This window comes from Colwellia sp. 75C3 (assembly GCF_002836255.1).
GTDB lineage: Bacteria > Pseudomonadota > Gammaproteobacteria > Enterobacterales > Alteromonadaceae > Colwellia.
Genome location: NZ_PJAU01000054.1, coordinates 123,061 through 146,189, shown reverse-complemented (window position 1 = coordinate 146,189; position 23,129 = coordinate 123,061). Strand labels below are relative to the sequence as shown.

Genomic DNA, 23,129 nt, shown 5'->3' with positions numbered 1-23,129 from the left:
TACCAATATTGATAATCACTAATAAACAGTAACAGCAGGAAGTCGTATGAGTTCAATTCCAGAGTACATGACAGCAAAACATAGAGAATGTGATGAGTTTTTTTCTGAAGCAGAATCTGCTGTTGCCGATAAAAATTGGCCGTTAGCATTAGCTAAATGGCAGATGTTTGCCAGTGAATTAACTGAGCACCTAGCGCAAGAGGAAGATGTTTTATTCCCACAGTTTGAACAAGCAACGGGTATGACAGCGGGGCCAACACAGGTAATGCGCATGGAACACCAACAAATGCGTGCTTTGGTGCAGTCGTTAGATAATGCGCTTGCTGCGAAGGAAAAAGATGAATATTTAGGATTATCTGAAACCTTGATGGTGATGATGCAGCAGCATAATATGAAAGAAGAAATGATGCTTTACCCTATGATGGCGCAACACCTAAGCGATGGCGATCAGCTTATTGAAGGCTTTAAAAGCAGTGAAGTCGCTTAGCACCTATGGAACTTGTGGTTGTTGATGTCAGTGAACTTGCCCCACCCGAGCCAATGACAGTGATATTAACTGCCTTGGCTGATTTGAAACAAGGCTGCTGTTTGCTGGTTACTCACAGACGACAACCATTTCCGCTGTATGAAAAGCTAGTTCAAGCCGGCTGGGCGTATCATTGCCAAGTACATGATGATGATAATATCTCACTGTTTATCTTTAAGCAGGCAGAACAACTTGTGTTTGAGCAATGCTTTGACGGTAAAACATTTCACTCAGCATAAAAAAGTAAAGGTTAGCCATGAACATGTCAGGCTTGTCATTTAACGCATTACCCCCTATCGATTTACCATTTCGTTTTTTCTTAACCGCGCCGCTTTTTATCATTGCTTGTGCGTTGTTAGTTTTATTTTCTGGCGAGACGCTTTGGTTGAGTCGTTGGCAACCTAATATGCTGGCGCTAACTCATGGCTTTACCTTAGGTTTTTTGACTATGGTAATGATGGGCGCATTATTACAATTATTACCCGTAATTGGTGGTGTCGGTATCGCCAAACCTCGATTTATTGCGACGACTAGCCATGTCTTATATTGTGCAGGTGTTGTGGCTTTAATGTTCAGTTTTGTTTTTGCTCATCAGTGGTTAACGCTGGCGGCATTAATACTGCTTAGTTTGGGTTTTGGCCTTTATCTTAGCGCTATTATCGGGGTGTTAATTAAAAAGATAAGCCAAGGTGATTCCATTAATGGCTTTCGTTTGGCGATAATATCCTTGGTTATATTACTGCTATTAGGCGTTTTACTGTTAGCGAATAGAGTGGGCATTAGCGTGTCATTTATTACTCTTGATAAACACCTTACCGATATTCATGCGCTTATGGGGTTAGTCGGCTGGGCAGGACTGCTAATTATTGCGGTAAGTTTTCAAGTTATCCCCATGTTTCATGTCGCACCTAGTATGCCAAAATATATAAAGCAGTATCTTGCTGGCAGTATATTCATTTTATTGATGCTTTATATTTTTTATGCGGAATTTGCCTTAGCCTTAATTTTTATTAGCCATGGGGTTTTTGCCGTTACCTTGTTTTATGTGATCAAGCAGCGTAAACGTAAAGTACCCGACACAAGTATTAAGTATTGGCAGTTGGCTGCGGCAACACTGTTATTACTTAATGTATTGTACTTTTTACCCGAATATTTTTATCACTCAGAAGAAACCCCTTTATTTATGCCATTACCTGATAAAGGTATGCTATTAACCGCAATTTTCATCTATTTCTATTTATTGTCAGTAATCCAGGGCATGTTACTCAAAATATTGCCATTTTTGAGTTATACGCACTTACAACAGCGCTGTTTAATCGACTTCTCAGCTATGCAGTTTATCCCACATATGCATGATTTTTTAAATAAAAAACAAGGTGTAGCACTGTACTATATGCATATAATCAGTGGATTATCTTTGGTTGCGGTAATCTTTGAACCGAGTTTATATGTTGTCTTTGCTCTTTTTCTTTTGATTGAATTTGTATGGCTACTGTTTTTAATGTTGCGGTGTATGCGTTTATATTTTTCAGTTAGTAAGAAAATCAACTTGTCCAATAACACGTAACTGATTATCATGCTCGCTAATCCCTTTTAGTAAGCTAAATAGGTCTTTTATGAACACTGTTACCCTTAAGTTAGATAAAAATTCAGCACAGTCAGTACAAGAAATAACCCCTTCTAAAGTGGTATGTATTGGCCGTAATTATGTTGATCATATTAAAGAACTTGCCAATGAAATACCTGATGAATTAGTGGTTTTTATCAAGCCAAATTCAGCAATTAGTTCAACATTATTGGCGAAACATAATGATGATGCCTTACATTACGAAGCCGAACTAAGCTTTTTGTATCAAGGTGGAAAGTTTACGGCGGTAGCGCTTGGTTTAGATTTAACTAAACGCGAAGTACAAGGAAAGTTAAAAGCGAAAGGTCTTCCTTGGGAACGAGCGAAGGCTTTTGATAAATCGGCTGTTTTTAGTGATTTTGTTAGTATTGAACAAGAAGATATCAAAAACTTGAATCTATCACTTTTAATTAATGATGATCTCAAGCAGCAGGGCGGCGTTAATTTAATGATGGCAAAACCTGATGATATATTAAAGGAATTGCAAACATTCGTGAGCCTTGAAGACGGCGATATTGTTATGACAGGAACGCCGAAAGGTGTTGGTGTGATTACTCAATCAGATAACTTTGTTGGTCAGGTTTTTTTAAGCGAAATGAATAACCAAACGCCTAGCCGCGTCTTATTAGATTATCAGTGGCAAGCACAGTAATTACTTCAAAAAAATTTATGATTTTAGCCTAAAGCTAAATGAAATCGGTAAAGGTTTGCTACACTTAATGTAAGCCATTTGATACCCCCATTGATAGGAAAGGCTATGGAATATGAATTTGTACACGACGCCATCACAGGCGAAGCCAGAGCGCTCTTTTCGTTAGAGCACGAGGTCATAGGTCCATGGATGGAAGTAGAAGTAGGGCACGATGTAACTAAGCTCACTAAGTTACTAACTGCGATAGATAATATTGAAAAAGGAGGATCACAAGAAGTACTTATCACAGGTAGTGAATATTCTATTACCTTAAGTAGGGATGATGTCTCGATTCAAACCAACGTCAGTATGAACGGTTCATTAAATGGCAGTGGTGAAGGTTTACCTGAGATGCTAACCGATGAGCATATTCATTTAGATCAAAATGAAATGGCTGGTTGTGGTTTAGATGATTTCAGAGCCTTGCTACTTTCTTGGGGACAGTTTACCAACGGTTTACGATAACGCTCCGGTAAGCTTGATTAAAGGTGCTCTGGTCGCACCTTTAATTCTTAATTATTTTACAATATTAGTTACTTATTTGTGTACTGTTTAACAGGTAGCTAAGGTTATTTACTCTCAGTAAACTCTGAAACTAGCGCTTGTAATGTTTCTTCATCAATTGCTAGCACCTCACACACCTTTTCTTGTACGTATGGCCAGTCTGCAGTGTCGCAATCAGAATGTTTTATAGATACTAGCTGTTCACTCAATTTAAGTACGGCAAATAAATCTTGTTCATGTGGGCTATTAAATTCGCTAATAAAATTCCTGTCATGATGCTGTAAAATAATTTGGCAAACGTCTTTGGGTAAACGCCATGAGCTGGCAACATAATAACCAAGAGTCGCATGGTTTACGCCGTAATGCTGTTCTTCTACTTCAGTAAGTGCCAGCTCAGGGGTGGTTAATGCTTCATCTAACAACTGTTGATAATCATTATATTTCATTGCCATTACTGGTACGCCGCAAGCATGAAATAACCCTAAACTAAAAAACTTATCATTTGCTATTTGAGGTCTATATCTTTGACCAATTAACATAGCCGCACTAGCAATATCAGAAGTAAACTGCCAAAAATCTTCTAAATCGATACTGCAATTTTTAGGATCAAAACTCTTTTTAAGCAAGCTGCCGGTAACCAGCATCACTACACCGAATATTCCAATATAATTGACTGACATTTTGATATCGGTGACTGTTCTACCTAAGCCGTACAAAGGTGAATTAATAGTTTTTAAAATAGCAGCACTAACAGCTAGATCTTTGCTTATAGCATTGCTAATAGCATTAATGTCGGGGTCAGTATCAGCCATGAGTTTGAGTAACTCGAGCAACAGTTTAGGCTGGGCGGGCACTGAAAAACCACGGCTAATATCATCTAAAACACTTTGATCAATAATTAACATAATGCATATAAAACGCTATAAAAACATAGCTTAATTGTATGTCATAAAAGCCGTTCATGCTCTATTTCTTGTTTAGATTAGCGGTTGTTTTTCTGTGAGGACTACTGTCCTCTTATCTTTGCCGTATTTGCATTTTTTATATCTGATATGGCTAAATTTTAATAAATCAGTGGGTTATGTAAATCATCATAACAAAGAAACCAATGATAATAGTGTTAAAGGCAAGGATGTAAGTGAATCCCTTGATACCTTGCTTAAGGCTGTAATTATGTGCAGTAAGGTACCAAGTCCAAATTGCACACATAATAATGGGTATTAAAAAGAAAAATTTTATCATATTGTTACCTTGTTAATTTGTTTTGAATTCTCATTCATATCACCGCTGCTATCTTCTTCAATGACCCGTTTCAATAGTACAATTAAGCCTAAAACGGGTATGCCAATTAATGCCGAACTAATAAAGAAGTTTACGTAACCAAAACCATCTACATATACCCCAGAAAAACCAGCAATAAACTTAGGGAATAACAGCATCATCGAGCTTAATAACGCATATTGTGTTGCCGAAAACTCTATATTAGTGAGTTTGGATATATAAGTAATAAAGGCTGTAGTAGCAATACCTGCACTAATATTATCCATAGAGATAATCACTGTTAAAAGGATGAGATCTTTTCCGGAAAAAGCAAGGACAGCAAAAATAAGATTGGTAATAACAACTAAAACAGCACCTAAAAAAAGAATGGAATAAGTACTATATCTTGTTAATAGTATCCCTCCAAGGCCTGCACCGATTAGCGTCATAATGACACCAAAAACTTTACTTATAGCCGCAACCTCTCCCTTGGTATATCCCATATCTACATAAAAAGGATTGGCCATGATACCCATCACAATATCTGATATCCGGTATGTAGCAATTAATAGTAATATCAGTAGAGATTGTTTGCCATACCGTTTAAAGAAGTCAGAAAAAGGAGCAACAATAGCGATATCAAGCCATGCGATAAAGCGTGAGAAAATTCGTGGGATATGCTGATGTTCAAGTTTAGTTTCTATTTGTTTAAGCTTAATGGTTTGTTTGTCGTGATATTCCGGCTCATGACAAGTAAAGGTAGTTATTATGCCCACAAACATGCAGCCAGCCATAACAAGGTACGAAACTGACCATGCGCTTAGTTGATATGCGTCACTAGGACTTGCCCAAGCAGCGATAGCAAGAGATCCAGCGCCAGCCATAATCATAGCAAGTCGATAGCCTGTCATATAAGCGGCAGCCATTGCGGCTTGAAACTTCTCAGGAGCTGATTCAATGCGGTATGCGTCAATAACAATATCTTGTGTTGCTGAGCTATATGCCACGATCATTGCAAAAATAACGAAAAGAGTAAGGTTTACCTGTGGATCACTCATCGCCATGCCAACGAGGGCAAGTACAATTGAAATTTGAGATAATAGCATCCAACTGCGACGACGACCCAAATAGTTAGTTAAAATAGGGATCGATAACCGGTCAACAAAAGGCGCCCAAATCCATTTGAATGCATAAGCGAGTGCTATCCAACTAAAATAGCCGATATTTGCACGACTAACACCAGCCTCACGCAACCAGAATGAAAGTGTAGAAAAAACTAAAAGGATGGGTAATCCAGCAGAAAATCCTAAGAAAAATAGCGTGGCAACACGTCTTTCTAAATAAATTTTGGCGCTCTGCAACCATGTTTTATTTTCTTGCATTTATAAATTACCTTTAAAAAAAACGGGGAACAAGCGTTGACTATTAAAAGGCAAACAAGCGCTAAAAATAGAACTAAAGCAAATAAAAAGACAGAGAATCTTTCGGGGACTGAAAATAACACCTTTTACAGATAGGGTGTACATACTTTAGGTCTTAGATCTTATTGAGAATGACAGTGATAATAAGCTGATTTATTGATATAGCAAGCGGATAAAGAGGAAGGGTAATGAAAAGTAAGATGTTTTTTATTAAAACGACTACTTAAGGGATTGGACGCCAGCCAATACAATCAATAGGATAACTACCGGTACCGTTAAAAAAGTCGAGGCAGGTATTCATTTCACTTTTAAAGAACAGATCTTGGCTAAGTGCTAAGGCTCCATGCAAGCTAACTTCATGCATTAAATGCCAAAACACACGTTCTTTAGCGCTATGTGGCGTTTCATCAAGAACTTTTAATAATGTCCACTCAGACATGGTATCTAAAATAAAACTGTCCAGTTCTGTGTAGTGAAGTTTTTCTTCGATAACAGCACTAACATAGGCATTCATTTGTAGTATTTTATCATCGATAAATTGCTCAATTATCATGGAGTCCCCTTATAATACACGTACCGTTTGGCACAGAAGATGACGCGGTTTAGCACAACGTTATAATTATCACCGAAAAGTATTAGTTTCTTTATTATTGATTTATCGTTTGATTATTCTTTATTATAATTCTTATTAGCCCACTTATTTATCGGTGATAATTGGCTTTTTGTCAAAGAAAAGTCCCTTTTTATTTGTTACTTTATTGTAAAGCAGTATTGGTGGGACTCTTGATAATACTAATCTTCAGCGGGCAATAATATCGCTTTAATTAAGGTGACAGGTTTTAACGGAACATCATTCCAAGCCATCGTTTCATTGTAATCGGTTGGTACTTTAGCTATTGCTTCTAGTACTTCTTCACCTTCAACGATAGCGCCAAAAACAGCATAACCCCATTTTCTTCCTGGATCTAAAGTCTTATTATCCGCGAGGTTAAAAAAGAATTGACGGTTGGCGGTATGTGGTCTGTTTTCTTTCGCCATAGCAATAGTCCCTGCTTCATTCTTAAGACCATTACCTGACTCATTAATAATGTTTTTACCTAAATCCTTAGCGATAAATTTAGCGTCGTAAGCACCACCTTGTACAATAAAATCATCAATAATACGATGGAATATGGTGTTGTTATATTCACCTTTGACCACGTATTCTAAGAAATTATCCACAGTAACAGGGGCTTTAACTCTATCAAGTTCAACGACAATTACGCCCATGGAGGTGATCAACTTTACTTTAGGGTATATATTCGTTGGATCAACGGCATAGCTAAAACAGCTAATGATTAGTAAAGCGCTTGCAATAATAAATTGGAAAATACGGTTCATAATTACCTACGGTTTAATGAAATAGAATGAGTAATACCAAACGGATTAATTAACTCGTCCCAGTGGTATTACATGGCTGACTTTATAAAAAGGTTTTAATATCTTTACTGGTTAATATTTGCTTTATCAAGGTACTTAAATGTTGGTTGAATTCGCGTTCTAACACCGCGATATCAGCATTAAGGGCACCTTCACTATGCGCTCTATTTTTAAAGCGGCTAGTCAGTGTTTGTTTGGTATTATCAATTGACACTTTGATAATAATTTCACTTTGAGTGCTGTAACTGACACTTTCTTGAGTAACACTGATAATTGCTTTTTCTATGGTAACGGTTATTTTATTATTTGCTGAGTTATCTAAAGCTAAACCTTGCTGTTGCCACTGTTTCGCTAATATGCCTTGAATAATATTTTCAAGGCGTTGCTCAGATGAAAGAATAATCGCCGCTTCATCTTCTTCAAGTATTTGGATGATATGCGTACTGGTACGCATATCAACAACATTCAGTTGTGCTTCTTTGCCCGATAACTGATTCGATGGTGATAGGCTAACTTGTGGTGAAACAATTAAATGTGTAGGGGCTGCGCTACAGCCGACAATACTTGCCAGCAATAAAGTTAGGGCTATCGACTTAAAGGTCTTTAAGTTCATGGCTTTCTCTATTTCCTTATCGTTTAATTGCTGATTGGGTAACAAATTTATCATTACTAGCGATTAAGGTTTCATTACCAAATAGGCGTTGTAACTTAATATGATAAGCTAACTTTTGGTTACCAATAATACGTAACTCGCCGCCTTTCTTTAATACGCGATGACTGTCTTTAAACATCTGCCAAGCGATGTGATCGGTTGTCGCGGTATTTTGGTGAAAAGGTGGGTTACATAAAATTAAATCGACACTTCCGCCTTCTATATCAGTCAAAGAATCGTTAAGAGTAAACTCACATTGGTCAATCACTTCAGGCATGTTTGTCATTATATTATGCTTAGCTGAGGCCATTGCCATGCTAGATTCATCAATAAACTGAACCTGTGCTTCTGGCTGATTTGCTAAAACAGTAAGTCCGATAACACCATTACCGCAACCTAAATCTATTACTTTGGTGTGTGCGGCAACTTTAGGTAAATTCTCAATAAAGTATCGAGCGCCAATATCTAACTTTTCTCGCGCATAAACATTTGCATGATTACTTATGGTCAAATCGCGAGACGGTGAGTCATTGGTAGATATATGTGCTAAAGGCCATACCGTTGGGAAAGGGGACTGATGTACTTGTTTGTTATCAAACTGACAAAAAACTAAACGTGCTTTTTTAACTGCCAAGGATGTTTTAGTGGTGCCTAAATGTTTTTCAAACACTTTTAAGGTAGAGCTGTGTATTTCTTTAGCGCGATCTGCGGCGATAAAAATACATTGTTCACTCACTGATTTTTTTATTTGAATAAGTTGTTCTATCAGTAGTGATTTACTTTTAGGGATCTTATATAAAATAACATCAATATCATTAGGTAAGCTATCAAGAGAATTTAACTGCTCAATTTTACTATCATCTAAGTTATTTTGCTCGATGTTATAGCTGGTTCCTTGGTTACTGATATAGGAATCATTGATAGAAATAACACTTGGATTTTCACTACCTGAATGGCAAAAGTTTGTAGCCAAGGTACCAAAAGCATCATTAAAAAGAGCCACCTTTGTTTGTGCGTTAATTAAACCTTGTTCATTAACATGGTTTATTAGGTACTCATCGGCTGAGTCCCATGCTTGTAAACTACGGTTTACTTGTGAAACAGGAAAACGGCTTAAGAATAAGTTCTTATCATTAACAATAAATGGACTGATCATAAAAATTGGCTAAAGGTCAGTGAAAAATTGCCCGCTATTGTGTCATAATTCACAACATATTGTTGGTCTATCCACTTAAATCAGCTAAAATATTTGTCACTTTTAGTACCTATGACTTCGGTACTTATTTTTATACTTATCGAGAGAATAATGACTGTTGCCTCTGTTATCGAACAAAAATTGCTTGCTGCTTTTCAGCCATCACATTTAGAGGTGATTAATGAAAGTAATAACCATAATGTACCACCGGGCAGTGAGTCACACTTCAAAGTGATTATTGTTGCTAAAGCGTTTGAAAATGAACGCTTAATTAAACGTCACCGCCTAGTAAACGCAGTACTTGCAGAAGAACTTTCTGATAAAATTCATGCGTTGGCATTACACACCTATACAGAATCACAATGGCAAGAGCAGTATGCTGAGAATACGCCAAGCTCTCCAAACTGTTTAGGTGGCGGAAAATAGAAAAACAATTACATTGCCTTCTGGTCATACCTCTTTATGCTTGAGGCAGGGTACAATGTCGTCAAAATTTGAAAAACTCTTTCAAACCTTAGCTATGATTTATACAAATATGCAAGACGGTAGCTGAGTCACTAATATAAATAAAAAGGTTTTACTTATGGTTATCAAACCAAAAATTCGTGGTTTTATCTGTACTAATGCTCACCCAGTTGGTTGTGAAGCGCATGTGAATGAGCAAATTGCTTATGTAAAAGCACAAACATCAGCGACCTCGGGTCCTAAAAATGTTTTAGTTATTGGTGCTTCTACTGGTTACGGTTTAGCTTCACGTATTACTTCTACCTTTGGTCATGACGCAAAAACGTTAGGTATTTTCTTTGAAAAACCACCAACAGATAGAAAAACAGGATCTGCTGGCTGGTATAATACAGCGGCGTTTGTAAAAGCTGCTGATGAAGCGGGCATTTACGCTAAGAACATTAATGGTGATGCTTTTTCTCATGAAATCAAAGCAAAAGCGATTGAAGCAATTAAAGCAGACATGGGTAAAGTTGATTTAGTTGTTTACTCATTGGCATCACCACGTAGAACTGATCCAGATACGGGTGAAGTATATTCTTCTACGTTAAAGCCTATTGGTCAAAGCGTTACTACTAAGAACCTTAATACTTCAAAACGTACTATCGATGAAATATCGGTTGAAGCAGCTAATGATGCTGAAATTCAAGGTACTATCGACGTTATGGGTGGAGCTGATTGGGAATTATGGATGAACCAACTTAGCGAAGCCGGTGTATTGGCTGAAGGTGTTAAAACCGTAGCTTACACCTACATTGGTAAAGAGTTAACGTGGCCAATTTACGGTAAAGCGACTATTGGTAAAGCTAAAGAAGATTTAGACAGAGCCGCTAGTGCGATTAACGCAGCGACAGCTGACTTAAATGGTCAAGCACGCGTTACGTCATTAAATGCTGTAGTAACACAAGCAAGTTCAGCTATTCCTATTATGCCTTTATACATCTCAGCTATGTTCAAAGTAATGAAAGCTGACGGTACTTATGAAGGTTGTATTGAGCAAATTTCTAACTTATTCAAAGAGAATATTTATAGTGATTCTCCTCGTTTAGATGAACAAGGTCGCTTCCGTCAAAACTATAAAGAACTTGAGGATAGCGTTCAAAAACGTGTTACTGATATTTGGAACATTGTTGATACTGATACGATTGATGAATTAACAGATTATGTTGCATATCATCAAGAGTTCTTAAAACTGTTTGGTTTTGATATTGCTGGTGTTGATTACGATGCTGATGTTAGTCCAGAAGTTGCGATTAATAACTTAATTTAAGTTAGCTACTATCAGTAAGGTTTTTTGCCTTAAAGGTGTCAAAATTAACATTGATAGCTAATTTGATCTTTACTAAAAAGCCGCATTTATTGCGGCTTTTTCTTATCTGAAATCTTGATTAACTTCTTAATTAAACGTACCAATAAATCATTAAAAAGTGACAAGTCGCGCCACCTAATACAAAAAGGTGCCAAATAGCGTGAGTGTAGGGCACCGTTTTTTTAACGTAGAAAAACACTCCAAGAGAATAAATTAGCCCACCTAATGCCAACAAACCAATGGCCTGTTCAGGTAGGTTTTCATATAATTCACCCAAAATACCCAACGAAATAAAGCCCATGCCTAAATAAGTGGCTAAAGATATCTTTTTGTATTTGTTACCAAATTTTATTTTGAAAAGAACACCTGCAATAGCAAATAACCAAATAAAAGCCAGTAGAGTATATCCAAGCGAACCGGCTAATGTGATAGCAAATAGGGGAGTGTAAGTACCTGCAATAAGTAAGTATATGGCGCAATGATCAAGCAGTTTGAATAGCTGCTTAGCCCGTTTATTAGTTAAGCTATGGTAAATTGTTGATGCGAGAAATAGCAGAATCCCGCTGGTTGCGAAAATACTAAAACTAACTATCCGGCTAATATCGCCATGGCTATTTTCTAATAATAAAAAAAATGCGAAACAACTTAATATCAGACCAAAAGCATGGCTGATAGCATTGAGCGTTTCTTCACTTTGACTATAGGTGTTTGATTGAGAATTGGCTGAAGAAAGATCTTTCTGATCAGTCATAATGTGCTGCTTTAATTGGTTCAGAGTGCGAGTCTACGCTGAGTACCAATATAATTCAAAGCAAAACAAAAATAGAGTCTATCTAAGGCTAAAGCGTTTTAGCCTTGGAGACGGGATTGAGCTGACTTTAGTTAAAGTGCTAACTCAATAACCATATCTTTCAACTCATCTTTGGAAATAGAGTTGCTGTGATTTTTATCAAAACGGTTAAATATGGTTTCGCACATGCGAATACCTTTGTCTTGCAATAAAACGTCAATCAGTTCAACAAACTCAGTGCGACTAATTACACCGTCTTTGTCTTCATCAAATACTTCAAATAACTCATCTACCCACTGATTTAAATCCATTGTAATCCTCACAAAAATTAAAAAACTATAACTAAACCATATCGCTTATTCAGGCGTTTGGGAATGGCTATTTCAACTTTTTTAGTCTTGTGATGGATAAAGTAGCTATTTGCGTGTTAATTGGTTGCTTTTACGGGGAAGTGCCTAGATTTAAACAAAGCTAGGCTTCTCCTTCTCATTAAAAATTTTAAGGAAATCAGCAGTTATATATTGAGCGATTTAGTCGTTTATGATTATTTTTAATTTTATTTTAATTTTTCTGTAATAAATTTGTAAATGCTCAGACTAACTGTTCAACGCTTTATTAAGGAAAGATAATATGAAAGTAACGTGGAAAAAGCTTTTGACGCTAAGTTTGTTGTCAATGACGGCAATGAGCTGGGCAAATGAGAATAAATTAACTTTAGATAATTGCCATTTGGGCGAAATACGCTCACAAGTAAAATGTGGCAAGCTTGAAGTACCAGAAAATTACCAAAAACCTGAAGGTGATAAAATATCAGTTAACTTTGCTGTATTGCCTGCAATCGATGACAGCGAATACAAAGTACCATTGATGTTTTTAGCTGGTGGTCCAGGACAAGCGGCGACTGAGTTAGCAATGCTTTTAAATAGAGCTTTCCGTGAAGTACGTAAAACGCGAGATATTATTTTAGTTGACCAGCGCGGTACCGGTGAAAGTCATGCATTGTCTTGTGATTTAGAAGAAGAAGGAAGTGTGTACAGCACGCTTACTAAAGACTTTAAAGCAAGTGATGTAAATGAATGTGTGAGTCAATTTAAAGGAGATTTAAGCCAGTACAATTCTGAAAATGCTATTCGTGATTTTGATGCTGTTCGTGCGGCACTTGGTCATGAAAAATTAAACATTTATGGCGGCTCTTATGGTACTCGTGCTGGTTTAGTTTATATGCGGATGTTTCCAGAGTCTCTTGAAAGCGTAGTATTAGATGGAGTAGGCCCAATTGAAGTACCCATTGGTTTATTTGGACAAAGTGTTGAACGAGCATTTAATTTATTAGTTGAAAACTGCCAAAAAAGTGAACCTTGTCATCAAGCTTTTCCAAACCTAGCTAAAGAATTTCAACAAGTTAAGTTACGTTTAGCAAGTGCCCCTGTATCTATTGATATTCAGCATCCTCGTTTAGGTACGCCTACTAAATTTGTGCTGGATGATGAAAAATTTACTACTAGCTTACGTATGCAGTTATATAGCACCAGTGGTCGTTCATTAGTACCTTTAGTTATTAATCAAGCATATTTAGGTAACTACCAACCACTGATTGGTTTAATGGCAAGTACTGAGGGTGAACAACAAGTTTATACCGGTTTGCATTTCAATATAGTGTGTAATGAAGATGTTCCGAGAATATCAGAAAAAATGAAAGCAGTTGATGCAACTAACAGTTTTGATGGCGATACTGGTCACTTTATCTTTGACAGTATTTGTCCATTGATTCCCAAATACCGTCCGAGTGATGATTTTTATCAAAGTGTCACTGCTGATATTCCCACCCTCATTTTATCCGGTAATTTAGATCCCGTAACACCGCCTAGTAATGGTGAATACTCAGCGAAGAGTTTACCTAATAGTCACCATATCGTTGCTAAAAATACTGCGCATATTGTTGCTACGAGTACTTGTGCTAATGATATTGTAAATGAATTTTTAACAACAAAAGATCCAAAAGCACTTGATGAGTCTTGTCTTGATGACATCCCTGAAGAAACGTTCATGACCAGTGTTAATGGTATTCAATAGAGCTATTAATTGGTTAACAGGGTAATAAGGAAATAGAAATGATTGAAGTAAATAATTTACATAAAAGCTTTATTGATAAAAAAGATAATAAAAACAGCGTTAAAGCGCTAGACGGACTTTCTTTTACTGCAAAAGACGGTGAAATCACCGGTATTCTAGGGCCAAACGGCGCCGGTAAAACTACCTGTTTACGAACGCTCTATGGTTTGCTTTCAGCGGATGAGGGGTTTGCAACCATTGATGGTATCAGTGTTACTGAAGATCCACTTGCTGCACGTGCCAAGTTGGGTATTTTTCCTGACAAATTTGGTTTGTATGAACGTCTTACTGCTTATGAGCAAATAGATTATTTTGCCAGCCTTCATGGCATGTCAGGTAAAACAAAAAAACAAGCGATAGAGCAAGTAATCCAAGATTTAGAGTTGGGCGAATTAGCGCATCGTAAAACCGTTGGTTTCTCACAAGGGCAGCGTATGAAAGTAACCTTAGCCCAAGCGTTAGTGCATCAGCCACAAAATTTCGTGCTTGATGAGCCAACCCGGGGGTTAGATGTAATGAGCACCCGCATATTGCGTAATCATTTGGCTAAATTTAAAGCTAAAGGACATTGTATTTTATTTTCATCGCATGTAATGCAAGAAGTTGCAGCGTTGTGTGACCGAGTGATTATTGTTGCCAATGGCAAACTTGCAGCACAAGGTACACCACAAGAATTATGTGAGTTAGCAGGTGAAAAGAATTTAGAAGAAGCCTTTGTTAAACTGATTGGCTCAGATGAAGGAGTTGCAGCATGATTACTTCAAATTTTAATCTAAATTTAATTCAGCTAAAAGCTCTACTACTGAAAGAGTATAGGGAAGCTTTTCGTGATAAACGTGCGTTAATGGTTGCGCTTGGAATGGCCATTTTAGCGCCTATTGGCATAATGGTTATGTCAAAAATAATGATTGAAAAATTGGTGGATGAGCCGCCGGTTTACGTTAAGTTTGTCGGTGCGGAACATGCGCCTAAGTTAATAACGCACTTTGCAGATAAAAATTTATTTGATTTTGCTGATGTGCCTGAAGATGAACGGTCTACTTGGGAACAACGTAATATAGCCATTGAAATTCCAGAAGATTATGCTGCTGATATGGCTGAAGGTAAGCCAATAAAACTGCATTTACAAGCTGACTTTACTGATAAGGCTGTTCAACCACCGGTTAGGCGTATTAATAATGCGGTGCGTGATTTTTCTATGTCGATTGGTTATAAACGTTTATTACTTCGTGGTGTAGATATACGTTTGCTTAGTCCTGTGAAGTTAGTTGAGCAAGACACAGCGAAGCCTGATGCGACCTTTATGTTAATTTCAATGATGCTTGGTATCTATTTGATGTTAGCTGCTTTTATGTCTGGTTTATCGGTAGCGATTGATTCAAGTGCAGGAGAGCGAGAACGAAATGTGCTTGAAATGTTGTTATGTCAACCTGTCAGCACGCTTAAAATTGTATTAGCTAAATTGATCGGTGCTTCAACCGTCTCTGTGATTGGCGTGTTATTAATATTAGTACTGACTTCAATCTCTGTGGGCTTTGTTGATTTAACAAAAATTGGCGCTACGTTCAGTTTAGATTTTTCAACAGCGTTAGTGTTGTTGTTACTGCTTTTACCCATTTGTTTTTTTGCGACAGCGTGTCAGTTATTTGTAGCCTTTCAAACAAAAAGTTTCAAAGAAGCGCAGTCTACAGTAGGTATGCTTATTGGTATTCCGGCGTTTATCCCTTTTGTTGTTTCAATGATGGATGACCGTCCTGAATGGTTAAATTGGTTACCAATTTCAGGTCAGTCAATGATCATTGAAAATATTTTTAAGGGTATTGAAGTTGATTGGTTAGCTGTTTTTGCGACTAGCGGCGTAACTATTGCTATCACTGTTGCTTTAGTCTTAGCGCTGGCTAAAAAGCTGAAGTCAGAAAAAGTGGTTATGGCATTAAGTTAAGCATTTTTTAATTGAATGAGTGAGCAGTAACTGAATAAGGTGATCCAAAAGTAATTATTATGTTAAATTCTAGCCAATTAATAATATCAAATGCTCAATTTTCTTCTACTTTAGGAAATGAAATTGGATGCAAGGAAAGCAAATTGGATCATCAAGCAGTATTTACTCAATGGATGACGGAGCATGAAAGACTGCTGCGTCATATCATTACCGGTTTTGAAGCAAAAGCTGCTATTCAAGATGAGCTTTTTCAAGAGATCGCGTTAAATATTTGGCGTGCCTTACCTAAGTTTCGTCAAGATTCAGCGGTGAAAACCTTTGTCGCACGTATTGCTCATAATGTATTAGCCACTCATGTTGCCAAAGCCATTAAAACAGTTAAAACCTCTGACATAGAGAGTTGTACTGAAGTTGAAAATATAACAGCGATACAAAACACACCTTATCAAGAGCTTAACCAAGCACAGCGTCAGGCTCGTTTATCACAAGCAATTCGACAACTTAAACTTGAACAACGACAAGTGATAACACTTGCATTAGAAGGCATGAGTTATCAAGAGATGGCTGATGTTTTAGTGATAACGACTAATTTAGTTGGTGTGAGATTACAACGAGCTAAAACATTATTGGCGCAGTTGTTGGAGGGATCATAAAATGGATAAATCAATATTGGACAATGAAGATACATCGTCGATAGAGCCCAGTAAGCTAGGAACAGATCATTCGATTCTTGTTGAAACAAAACAGATCGATGTACTTTCATTGCCCCAAAAAAAGAATATTTCAGGATCAGAAGGTGATAAACAAAATCCACCACTAGATGAGCAACCACTAGATGAAAATTGGCTAATACTCTCGCGAGACTGGCAAGCACAGCCTTTTGAAAAAACAGATATTAAAAAATTACTTAAACAAACGAAAAGACGCACCTTATGGGCAAAGTCTTTATTAGTCATTGATATCATTGCGACACTTGGGCTTATCATTGCCCTTATGGTCGGCCTATATCAAGGGGATTGGGGCACAGCGACCATAGCTTACTTTACCTTCGGTTCTTTAGGCTCGGTAGTTTTTGTGTATTATGAAATCCAAATACGCTTACGTATTTGGCAGCACAGTTGTGATAGTCCAGATAAAGCGGTAGAAAATGCGATTGCAGGAGTCGAGTCGTCAATAAAGTATATTAAATTAATAAAATGGTCATGTTGGTTGCTGCTGCCTGCAGTGAATTGGTATATTTATGCCATGATTGAAGAGTCAGAGAAGTCACCTTGGCCGCCTTTCTTTGCTATCAATACTTTTGTTATAATCATGTGGCTGATTACCCACTGGTTTCACATAAAACGTGAGCGTGAATTATTACAGCTTAGCTCTGTCTAGTAAGGAAATAAAAAATCTGCCGCTATTTGTGAAATAGATCAGTGAGTAATTACCGAAAAGGCATCATCACTTTTTATAATGATGATGCCTTTCTCGTTTTAAATTTGGTCTTCATTTTGTTTTTAGTGCTGATATTTGTTTAGTAATAATATTCATTCATGAAATGAATAATTTGTACTTTACCTTTGTATTCTGTTTATTATTCGGGTAACGATTTGATTACCTGTTTTATATTCGTTGTAAGTTGTTTTTTTATTAGTTATAGTTTGTTTGCTCGTTTTAGTGAAAACTTTTATAGCACTGTTAAGTACTGTTACTTAATAAATTACGCTATAGCACAGTGTAAAATGCACTAACGCTAGCCCGTTTTGCCGTGTACATAGAGGCAAAAATCAGGCAATATACTGCCACTAATTTTTGTATGTCTTTATTATCTTACTACGTAGTTAAGTTTACTCAGTAGGTAATTAGGGCACCGTTTGCAGCCTTGGGCTGAAATACTTAAGGAATAAACCATGTTTACTCGTGATATGAATATTGCTAGCTTTGATCCAGAACTTCATGAAGCAATTAGCAATGAAGTTGTTCGTCAAGAAGAGCACATTGAATTAATTGCTTCTGAAAACTACTGTAGCCCTCGTGTTCTTGAAGCTCAAGGCTCTCAGCTTACCAACAAATATGCTGAAGGTTACCCAGGAAAACGTTATTACGGCGGTTGTGAGTATGTTGATATTGCTGAGCAATTAGCGATTGACCGTGCTAAAGAATTATTTGGTGCTACTTACGCGAACGTTCAGCCACATGCTGGTTCACAAGCTAACGCTGCTGTTTTTCAAGCTTTAGTTACGCCAGGCGGTAAAGTATTAGGCATGAGTTTAGCTCACGGTGGTCATTTAACTCATGGCTCACATGTAAGCTTCTCTGGTAAGTCTTATGAAGCGTTCCAATATGGTCTTCACCCTGAAACGGGCGATATTGATTATGTAGAATTAGAGCGTTTAGCTTTAGAACACAGACCAGAAATGATTATTGGTGGTTTCTCTGCATTCTCAGGTGTTGTTGATTGGGCACGTATGCGTACGATTGCTGATAAAATTGATGCTATCTTCTTCGTTGATATGGCTCACGTTGCTGGTTTAATTGCTGCAGGTCTTTACCCTAGCCCATTACCACACGCGCATGTTGTTACAACAACTACGCATAAAACATTAGCTGGCCCACGTGGCGGTTTAATCGTTTCTGCTTGTGATGATGAAGCTATTTATAAAAAGCTTAACAGCGCTGTATTCCCTGGTGGCCAAGGTGGCCCATTAATGCACATTATTGCTGCTAAAGCGGTAGCATTTAAAGAAGCATTAGAACCTGAATTTAAAGTTTACCAGCAAAATGTTTTAGACAACGCTAAAGCGATGGTTGCAGTATTACAAGAACGTGGTTATAAAGTTGTATCTAACGGTACTGACAACCACTTATTGTTACTTGATCTAATTGATAAAGATATTACGGGTAAAGATGCTGATGCCGCTTTAGGTAAAGCACACATCACAGTAAACAAAAACTCTGTACCAAACGATCCGCGCTCTCCGTTTGTTACTTCAGGTTTACGTTTAGGTACTCCAGCAATCACTCGTCGTGGTTTTGGTGTTGAAGAAACAAATGCATTAACTGGTTGGATTTGTGACATCCTTGATGACATCAATAATGAAGATGTTATTACACGTGTTCAAGATCAAGTTAAAGAGTTATGTGCACGTTTCCCAGTTTACCAAAAATAAATAGATAGTACCTAAGTCAGCATAACTTGTTGGTGTAAGACAAAATTTAGGCGTCAAAAGTACTCATTGACTAACGTCAACTCCGTGCTTTTTTCTTTAAATTTAGCCTTACACCTTAAAGTTATTACTGACTTGCTATAACGAAATAATTGTAAAGTAAGTTAGTAGTCAATGAACGTCATTCTCGAAGTCTTTAGTCGGGAAGCCACTTTGTTTAGCTTAATCACTTGTTTTATATTAAAATGGTCGCCTTGAGCGGCCATTTTTTTTGTCCGTAAACTACTCTTCATTACCGTAGGTAAACCATGTATTGTCCATTTTGTTCAGCAAATGACACAAAAGTCATTGATTCACGTTTAGTTTCTGATGGTCATCAAGTACGCCGACGTCGAGAATGTTTAGCTTGTCATGAACGTTATACTACGTTTGAAAGTGCTGAGTTGGTTATGCCACGCATTATCAAACGAGATGGCAGCAGAGAGCCGTTCAATGAAGATAAAATGCTGAGTGGCCTCACTCGTGCTTTAGAAAAACGTCCGGTTAGCATGGAACAAATAGAGCTGGCTGTTAATAAGTTAAAGTCTCAAATGCGCGCTACGGGTGAACGAGAAATCAGCAGTGCGATGTTGGGCGATTTGATTATGGCACAGCTAAAAGAATTAGATAAAGTCGCTTATTTACGTTTTGCTTCAGTCTACTTGTCTTTTGAAGATATCAGTGAATTTGCCGATGAAATAACCCGTTTAGGTAAAGAGAAAAACGGAAAGGCAAAGAAAATCAAAGCCACGAAAGCAGTTAAGTAATATGAAGGCCAGTGTGACTAATAACAAACAAAACGTTGCTGAGCAAGACTTTACAGCACAAGACCATCTCTTTATGTCACAGGCTATTGAATTAGCTAAAAAAGGGCACTTTACTACGTCACCAAACCCGAGAGTTGGTTGCATCTTAGTGAGTTATACAGACGGTATAGGTAAAGTTATTGGTGAAGGTTACCATCAAAAGGCAGGGCAGGGGCATGCAGAAGTTAATGCTTTAGCTGCGGCCAACGTAAATAATGCCAAATTAATCGAAGGAGCTACAGCCTATGTTACTCTTGAGCCTTGTAGTCACTTTGGCCGAACGCCACCTTGCGCCAAAGCATTAATTGATGCCAATGTTGGGCACGTTATTGCTGCTATGGTTGATCCAAATCCACAAGTTTCAGGTAATGGTTTATCGCTATTAGAAAAAGCTGGCATCAAAGTGCAATCAGGTTTGCTAGAGCAAAGCGCTAAACAGCTTAATGTTGGCTTCATTCATAAAATGATAAATAACCTTCCTTATGTGCGCTGTAAATTAGCGGCTAGCCTTGACGGTAAAACGGCTATGGCCAGTGGTGAAAGTCAATGGATTACCTCAAGCGAAGCACGACAAGATGTGCAACGTTTACGGGCTCAAAGCTGCGCTATTATTACCGGAGCAGATTCAGTGCTGTTTGATAATGCTAAAATGACAGTTCGATGGTCTGAACTCGGCGAGTTAAAAAATACTTACCCAGAAGAAGTCCTGCGCCAACCATTACGTGTGGTTATCGATAGTCAAAATAGACTAACACCCGATCTCGCAATATTCGAACATGAGTCACCAATATTACTCATTAACGGCATAGATAATGGTAAAGTTAAAAATAAACTTGAGTCACATCTTGAAAACTTACCAAAATGGCCTCATTTCGTAGAACATGTACAATTACCTTTAGTTAAAAACTCTCAAGGTCAATTGAAAATAAATTTAAAGGCCTTGTTAGAGTATCTAGCTACACGAGGGCTCAATGATATTTTAATTGAGTCAGGTGCTCAATTAACCGGTGCTTTTATTGAGCAAGATTTAGTAAATGAACTTATTCTTTATCAAGCCCCCAAGTTAATGGGCGGTGACGGTAAGAACTTAGTGGAAATGCCCGGTATTTCAAAGCTGAATCAAGCCAAAGCGATAAGCATTAGTGATATTCGTATGGTCGGTGGCGATATTCGTATCACTAGCCAATTCATACCTAGTAAATAAGTACTTAATAAATAAACACACAAAAATACATACACAAAAAATTAAATAGAGAGCGCTATGTTTACAGGAATTATCGAAGCGGTTGGTACTATAAAAGCCATCAATGTTAATGCCCAAGGTGCTCGTTTAGTTATTGATACTAATAGCTTGGACATGAGTGATGTTAAGCTGGGTGACTCCATCGCAACTAACGGTATTTGTCTTACAGTCGTTGATTTTAATAACGCTAAAAGTAATGGCAGTTATAGCGCAGATGTTTCTAAGGAAACTCTACAACGTACTGGTTTTGCAAGTTATCAGGTTGGTAGTAAAGTAAACTTAGAAAAGGCTATGTTAGCTAGTACACGTTTTGGAGGCCATATGGTTTCAGGACATGTAGATGGTGTTAGTGAAATATTAGCTATCAATAACAATGGTAATAGTATTGAATACTGGTTAAGTATGCCAAGTGATTTAGCGCATTATATTGCCGAAAAAGGTTCAGTAACTATTGATGGTACCAGCTTAACGGTAAATGCATTGGCTGAAAATGGCTCAAGCGGCAAGTTTAGATTAACAATCGTGCCACACACGGTAAAAGAAACTATCTTTGCTCAGTACCAAGTAGGTAGCAAGGTAAACATGGAAGTAGATTTAATTGCGCGTTACTTAGAGCGCCTACTTACTAAAAGCCCTGAAGCTGACCAAGCTCGAACGTCTAACGTAAGCGAAGCCATGTTATTAAAAGCCGGTTTTATGAAATAACCGGATTATGAGCGCGAAAAATAAATCAGTAATCAATGCATGGTAATTATGCATTTTAAAACATATTAAATAAGAACAGTTAAATTAGGCTAACAACATCGCTAGCCATTAAAGAGGCCGAAATGAACTTAAATACCCCACAAGAAATCATCGCAGACATCGCCTTAGGTAAGATGGTTATTTTAATGGATGATGAAGACAGAGAAAATGAAGGCGACTTCATTATGGCCGCTGAAAAAGTGACGCCTGAAGCGATAAACTTTATGGCTACTCACGGTCGTGGTTTGATTTGTATGCCAATGAGTCGTGAAAAATGTGAAACATTAAAGTTACCCTTGATGGTAGATAAAAATAACGCACAATTTAGTACTAATTTTACTGTATCAATTGAAGCCGCAACGGGTGTAACTACCGGTATCTCTGCGGCTGATCGTGCAGCGACTGTACTTGCCGCGGCAAATAAAACAGCGACACACCTTAGTATTGTACAACCAGGTCATATCTTTCCATTAATCGCTAAAGATGGCGGTGTATTAAATCGTGCCGGTCATACTGAAGCCGGTGTTGATTTAGCGCGCATGGCGGGTTTTGAGTCAGCTGCTGTTATTGTTGAAATTTTAAATGAAGATGGCACCATGGCGCGTCGCCCTGATTTAGAAATTATTGCAGAAAAGCATGGTATCAAAATGGGTACTATTGCTGATTTAATTGAATTTAGAAATGCTACCGAAACAACTATCGAACGCATTTCTCAGTGTAAACTGCCAACGGCTTTTGGTGACTTTGATTTAACCGTGTTTAAAGACACTATTGATGGTCAAGCACACTTTGCCTTAACTAAAGGTGAAATTAAGGCTGAGCAACCAACGTTAGTACGTGTTCATTTAGAAAATACCTTTAGAGATTTATTATTCAGTCAGCGTGAAAGTGTGGCAACTTGGCCAATGGCTAGTGCATTAGAAAAAATTGCTAAAGAAGGCGGCGTACTTGTATTGCTAGGCAAACATGAGTCAGCGAGTGAATTAATTAACTTGGTAGAAAAATATGCCAAGATTGATGCAGGAGAAACAGTAAACGAAATTAATCGTCATATTGGCTCTCGTAATGTGGGTGTTGGCTCACAAATACTCGCTAACTTAGGCGTAAGTAAAATGCGTTTATTAAGCTCGCAAACTAAATACCATTCACTATCAGGCTTTGGCTTGGAAGTGGTTGAGTATATTGCAGACTAG

25 protein-coding genes are annotated in these 23,129 nt (G+C 37.6%); 17 read left to right on the top strand and 8 right to left on the bottom strand.

Annotated features, from left to right (window positions below; all coding sequences use genetic code 11):
- The first annotated feature begins 46 nt into the window (after positions 1-46).
- The 5 genes from CXF85_RS13245 (at position 47) to CXF85_RS13225 (ending at position 3,309) form a co-directional block, all read left to right on the top strand.
- The gene (locus CXF85_RS13245) at positions 47-487 is read left to right on the top strand and encodes a hemerythrin domain-containing protein (protein WP_101229134.1); all 441 of its coding nucleotides are present in this window, start codon (positions 47-49) and stop codon (positions 485-487) included.
- Between the two features lie 5 nt (positions 488-492).
- Complete coding sequence (locus CXF85_RS13240; RefSeq protein WP_101229133.1) at positions 493-765, top strand: DUF2249 domain-containing protein; 273 nt, start codon at positions 493-495, stop codon at positions 763-765.
- A gap of 17 nt (positions 766-782) precedes the next feature.
- Positions 783-2,093 carry a hypothetical protein gene (locus CXF85_RS13235; protein ID WP_101229132.1) on the top strand — a complete coding sequence of 437 codons (1,311 nt, stop codon included), beginning with the start codon at positions 783-785 and terminating at the stop codon, positions 2,091-2,093.
- A 49-nt stretch (positions 2,094-2,142) separates the two neighbouring features.
- The gene (locus tag CXF85_RS13230) at positions 2,143-2,805 is read left to right on the top strand and encodes a fumarylacetoacetate hydrolase family protein (protein ID WP_101229131.1); all 663 of its coding nucleotides are present in this window, start codon (positions 2,143-2,145) and stop codon (positions 2,803-2,805) included.
- Positions 2,806-2,910: 105 nt separating this feature from the next.
- Complete coding sequence (locus CXF85_RS13225; protein ID WP_101229130.1) at positions 2,911-3,309, top strand: YacL family protein; 399 nt, start codon at positions 2,911-2,913, stop codon at positions 3,307-3,309.
- A gap of 104 nt (positions 3,310-3,413) precedes the next feature.
- On the opposite strand, the gene CXF85_RS13220 is transcribed toward CXF85_RS13225, so the two are convergent.
- The 6 genes from CXF85_RS13220 to CXF85_RS13195 all read right to left on the bottom strand — a co-directional run bounded on the left by CXF85_RS13220 (position 3,414) and on the right by CXF85_RS13195 (position 9,256).
- The gene (locus CXF85_RS13220; RefSeq protein WP_101229129.1) at positions 3,414-4,253 is read right to left on the bottom strand and encodes an HDOD domain-containing protein; all 840 of its coding nucleotides are present in this window, start codon (positions 4,251-4,253) and stop codon (positions 3,414-3,416) included.
- A 333-nt stretch (positions 4,254-4,586) separates the two neighbouring features.
- Complete coding sequence (locus CXF85_RS13215; protein WP_101229128.1) at positions 4,587-5,990, bottom strand: AmpG family muropeptide MFS transporter; 1,404 nt, start codon at positions 5,988-5,990, stop codon at positions 4,587-4,589.
- 262 nt (positions 5,991-6,252) lie between these two features.
- Positions 6,253-6,582 carry a hypothetical protein gene (locus CXF85_RS13210; RefSeq protein WP_101229127.1) on the bottom strand — a complete coding sequence of 110 codons (330 nt, stop codon included), beginning with the start codon at positions 6,580-6,582 and terminating at the stop codon, positions 6,253-6,255.
- Positions 6,583-6,821: 239 nt separating this feature from the next.
- Positions 6,822-7,400 carry a peptidylprolyl isomerase gene (locus CXF85_RS13205; protein WP_198555641.1) on the bottom strand — a complete coding sequence of 193 codons (579 nt, stop codon included), beginning with the start codon at positions 7,398-7,400 and terminating at the stop codon, positions 6,822-6,824.
- Between the two features lie 91 nt (positions 7,401-7,491).
- On the bottom strand, positions 7,492-8,061 hold the full coding sequence (locus CXF85_RS13200; protein WP_101229295.1) for a YajG family lipoprotein: 570 nt from the start codon (positions 8,059-8,061) through the stop codon (positions 7,492-7,494).
- A gap of 16 nt (positions 8,062-8,077) precedes the next feature.
- On the bottom strand, positions 8,078-9,256 hold the full coding sequence (locus tag CXF85_RS13195; protein WP_101229125.1) for a methyltransferase: 1,179 nt from the start codon (positions 9,254-9,256) through the stop codon (positions 8,078-8,080).
- A 150-nt stretch (positions 9,257-9,406) separates the two neighbouring features.
- Between CXF85_RS13195 and CXF85_RS13190 the strand changes: the two genes are divergently transcribed.
- A complete protein-coding gene (locus tag CXF85_RS13190) occupies positions 9,407-9,721 on the top strand; it encodes a BolA family protein (RefSeq protein WP_101229124.1) in 315 nt (104 codons plus the stop codon).
- A gap of 157 nt (positions 9,722-9,878) precedes the next feature.
- Entirely contained in the window at positions 9,879-11,069 is a 1,191-nt protein-coding gene (gene fabV / locus CXF85_RS13185; protein WP_101229123.1) for an enoyl-ACP reductase FabV, read from the top strand.
- A gap of 130 nt (positions 11,070-11,199) precedes the next feature.
- Here the strand turns inward: fabV and trhA are convergent, their stop codons facing one another.
- Positions 11,200-11,859 carry a PAQR family membrane homeostasis protein TrhA gene (gene trhA / locus CXF85_RS13180; protein WP_101229122.1) on the bottom strand — a complete coding sequence of 220 codons (660 nt, stop codon included), beginning with the start codon at positions 11,857-11,859 and terminating at the stop codon, positions 11,200-11,202.
- A 131-nt stretch (positions 11,860-11,990) separates the two neighbouring features.
- Positions 11,991-12,209 carry an EF-hand domain-containing protein gene (locus CXF85_RS13175; protein WP_101229121.1) on the bottom strand — a complete coding sequence of 73 codons (219 nt, stop codon included), beginning with the start codon at positions 12,207-12,209 and terminating at the stop codon, positions 11,991-11,993.
- 319 nt (positions 12,210-12,528) lie between these two features.
- On the opposite strand from CXF85_RS13175, the gene CXF85_RS13170 reads away from it, so the two are divergent.
- The 10 genes from CXF85_RS13170 (at position 12,529) to ribB (ending at position 23,129) form a co-directional block, all read left to right on the top strand.
- On the top strand, positions 12,529-13,971 hold the full coding sequence (locus CXF85_RS13170; protein ID WP_101229120.1) for an alpha/beta hydrolase: 1,443 nt from the start codon (positions 12,529-12,531) through the stop codon (positions 13,969-13,971).
- Positions 13,972-14,009: 38 nt separating this feature from the next.
- Entirely contained in the window at positions 14,010-14,765 is a 756-nt protein-coding gene (locus CXF85_RS13165; protein WP_101229119.1) for an ABC transporter ATP-binding protein, read from the top strand.
- Entirely contained in the window at positions 14,762-15,952 is a 1,191-nt protein-coding gene (locus CXF85_RS13160) for an ABC transporter permease (protein WP_101229118.1), read from the top strand. The genes CXF85_RS13165 and CXF85_RS13160 overlap by 4 nt, the downstream gene beginning before the upstream one ends.
- Before the next feature lie 143 nt (positions 15,953-16,095).
- Positions 16,096-16,605 (top strand): RNA polymerase sigma factor, encoded by a 510-nt coding sequence (locus tag CXF85_RS13155; RefSeq protein WP_232771189.1) that lies wholly within the window; start codon positions 16,096-16,098, stop codon positions 16,603-16,605.
- 1 nt (position 16,606) lies between these two features.
- Positions 16,607-17,332 (top strand): hypothetical protein, encoded by a 726-nt coding sequence (locus CXF85_RS13150; protein WP_101229116.1) that lies wholly within the window; start codon positions 16,607-16,609, stop codon positions 17,330-17,332.
- A 515-nt stretch (positions 17,333-17,847) separates the two neighbouring features.
- On the top strand, positions 17,848-19,107 hold the full coding sequence (gene glyA, locus CXF85_RS13145; RefSeq protein WP_101229115.1) for a serine hydroxymethyltransferase: 1,260 nt from the start codon (positions 17,848-17,850) through the stop codon (positions 19,105-19,107).
- A 305-nt stretch (positions 19,108-19,412) separates the two neighbouring features.
- Positions 19,413-19,910: a transcriptional regulator NrdR gene (gene nrdR, locus CXF85_RS13140; RefSeq protein ID WP_101229114.1), complete on the top strand. Its 498-nt coding sequence runs from the start codon at positions 19,413-19,415 to the stop codon at positions 19,908-19,910.
- Position 19,911: 1 nt separating this feature from the next.
- On the top strand, positions 19,912-21,153 hold the full coding sequence (gene ribD, locus CXF85_RS13135; protein WP_101229113.1) for a bifunctional diaminohydroxyphosphoribosylaminopyrimidine deaminase/5-amino-6-(5-phosphoribosylamino)uracil reductase RibD: 1,242 nt from the start codon (positions 19,912-19,914) through the stop codon (positions 21,151-21,153).
- A 57-nt stretch (positions 21,154-21,210) separates the two neighbouring features.
- Positions 21,211-21,897, top strand: coding sequence for a riboflavin synthase (locus CXF85_RS13130; protein ID WP_101229112.1), 687 nt, complete (start codon positions 21,211-21,213; stop codon positions 21,895-21,897).
- A gap of 122 nt (positions 21,898-22,019) precedes the next feature.
- Positions 22,020-23,129 carry a 3,4-dihydroxy-2-butanone-4-phosphate synthase gene (gene ribB / locus CXF85_RS13125; RefSeq protein WP_101229111.1) on the top strand — a complete coding sequence of 370 codons (1,110 nt, stop codon included), beginning with the start codon at positions 22,020-22,022 and terminating at the stop codon, positions 23,127-23,129.

Excerpts from the sequence above, each read along its gene's own strand:
- CXF85_RS13225 (WP_101229130.1), top strand. The coding sequence starts at position 2,911 with ATGGAATATGAATTTGTACACGACGCCATCACAGGCGAAGCCAGAGCG.
- nrdR (WP_101229114.1), top strand. The coding sequence starts at position 19,413 with ATGTATTGTCCATTTTGTTCAGCAAATGACACAAAAGTCATTGATTCA.
- CXF85_RS13160 (WP_101229118.1), top strand. The coding sequence starts at position 14,762 with ATGATTACTTCAAATTTTAATCTAAATTTAATTCAGCTAAAAGCTCTA.
- CXF85_RS13195 (WP_101229125.1), bottom strand. The coding sequence starts at position 9,256 with ATGATCAGTCCATTTATTGTTAATGATAAGAACTTATTCTTAAGCCGT.
- CXF85_RS13200 (WP_101229295.1), bottom strand. The coding sequence starts at position 8,061 with ATGAACTTAAAGACCTTTAAGTCGATAGCCCTAACTTTATTGCTGGCA.
- fabV (WP_101229123.1), top strand. The coding sequence starts at position 9,879 with ATGGTTATCAAACCAAAAATTCGTGGTTTTATCTGTACTAATGCTCAC.
- CXF85_RS13215 (WP_101229128.1), bottom strand. The coding sequence starts at position 5,990 with ATGCAAGAAAATAAAACATGGTTGCAGAGCGCCAAAATTTATTTAGAA.
- CXF85_RS13240 (WP_101229133.1), top strand. The coding sequence starts at position 493 with ATGGAACTTGTGGTTGTTGATGTCAGTGAACTTGCCCCACCCGAGCCA.
- CXF85_RS13230 (WP_101229131.1), top strand. The coding sequence starts at position 2,143 with ATGAACACTGTTACCCTTAAGTTAGATAAAAATTCAGCACAGTCAGTA.
- CXF85_RS13175 (WP_101229121.1), bottom strand. The coding sequence starts at position 12,209 with ATGGATTTAAATCAGTGGGTAGATGAGTTATTTGAAGTATTTGATGAA.
- CXF85_RS13235 (WP_101229132.1), top strand. The coding sequence starts at position 783 with ATGAACATGTCAGGCTTGTCATTTAACGCATTACCCCCTATCGATTTA.
- CXF85_RS13220 (WP_101229129.1), bottom strand. The coding sequence starts at position 4,253 with ATGTTAATTATTGATCAAAGTGTTTTAGATGATATTAGCCGTGGTTTT.
- CXF85_RS13165 (WP_101229119.1), top strand. The coding sequence starts at position 14,010 with ATGATTGAAGTAAATAATTTACATAAAAGCTTTATTGATAAAAAAGAT.
- CXF85_RS13130 (WP_101229112.1), top strand. The coding sequence starts at position 21,211 with ATGTTTACAGGAATTATCGAAGCGGTTGGTACTATAAAAGCCATCAAT.
- glyA (WP_101229115.1), top strand. The coding sequence starts at position 17,848 with ATGTTTACTCGTGATATGAATATTGCTAGCTTTGATCCAGAACTTCAT.
- ribB (WP_101229111.1), top strand. The coding sequence starts at position 22,020 with ATGAACTTAAATACCCCACAAGAAATCATCGCAGACATCGCCTTAGGT.
- trhA (WP_101229122.1), bottom strand. The coding sequence starts at position 11,859 with ATGACTGATCAGAAAGATCTTTCTTCAGCCAATTCTCAATCAAACACC.
- CXF85_RS13170 (WP_101229120.1), top strand. The coding sequence starts at position 12,529 with ATGAAAGTAACGTGGAAAAAGCTTTTGACGCTAAGTTTGTTGTCAATG.
- CXF85_RS13190 (WP_101229124.1), top strand. The coding sequence starts at position 9,407 with ATGACTGTTGCCTCTGTTATCGAACAAAAATTGCTTGCTGCTTTTCAG.
- ribD (WP_101229113.1), top strand. The coding sequence starts at position 19,912 with ATGAAGGCCAGTGTGACTAATAACAAACAAAACGTTGCTGAGCAAGAC.
- CXF85_RS13245 (WP_101229134.1), top strand. The coding sequence starts at position 47 with ATGAGTTCAATTCCAGAGTACATGACAGCAAAACATAGAGAATGTGAT.
- CXF85_RS13210 (WP_101229127.1), bottom strand. The coding sequence starts at position 6,582 with ATGATAATTGAGCAATTTATCGATGATAAAATACTACAAATGAATGCC.
- CXF85_RS13150 (WP_101229116.1), top strand. The coding sequence starts at position 16,607 with ATGGATAAATCAATATTGGACAATGAAGATACATCGTCGATAGAGCCC.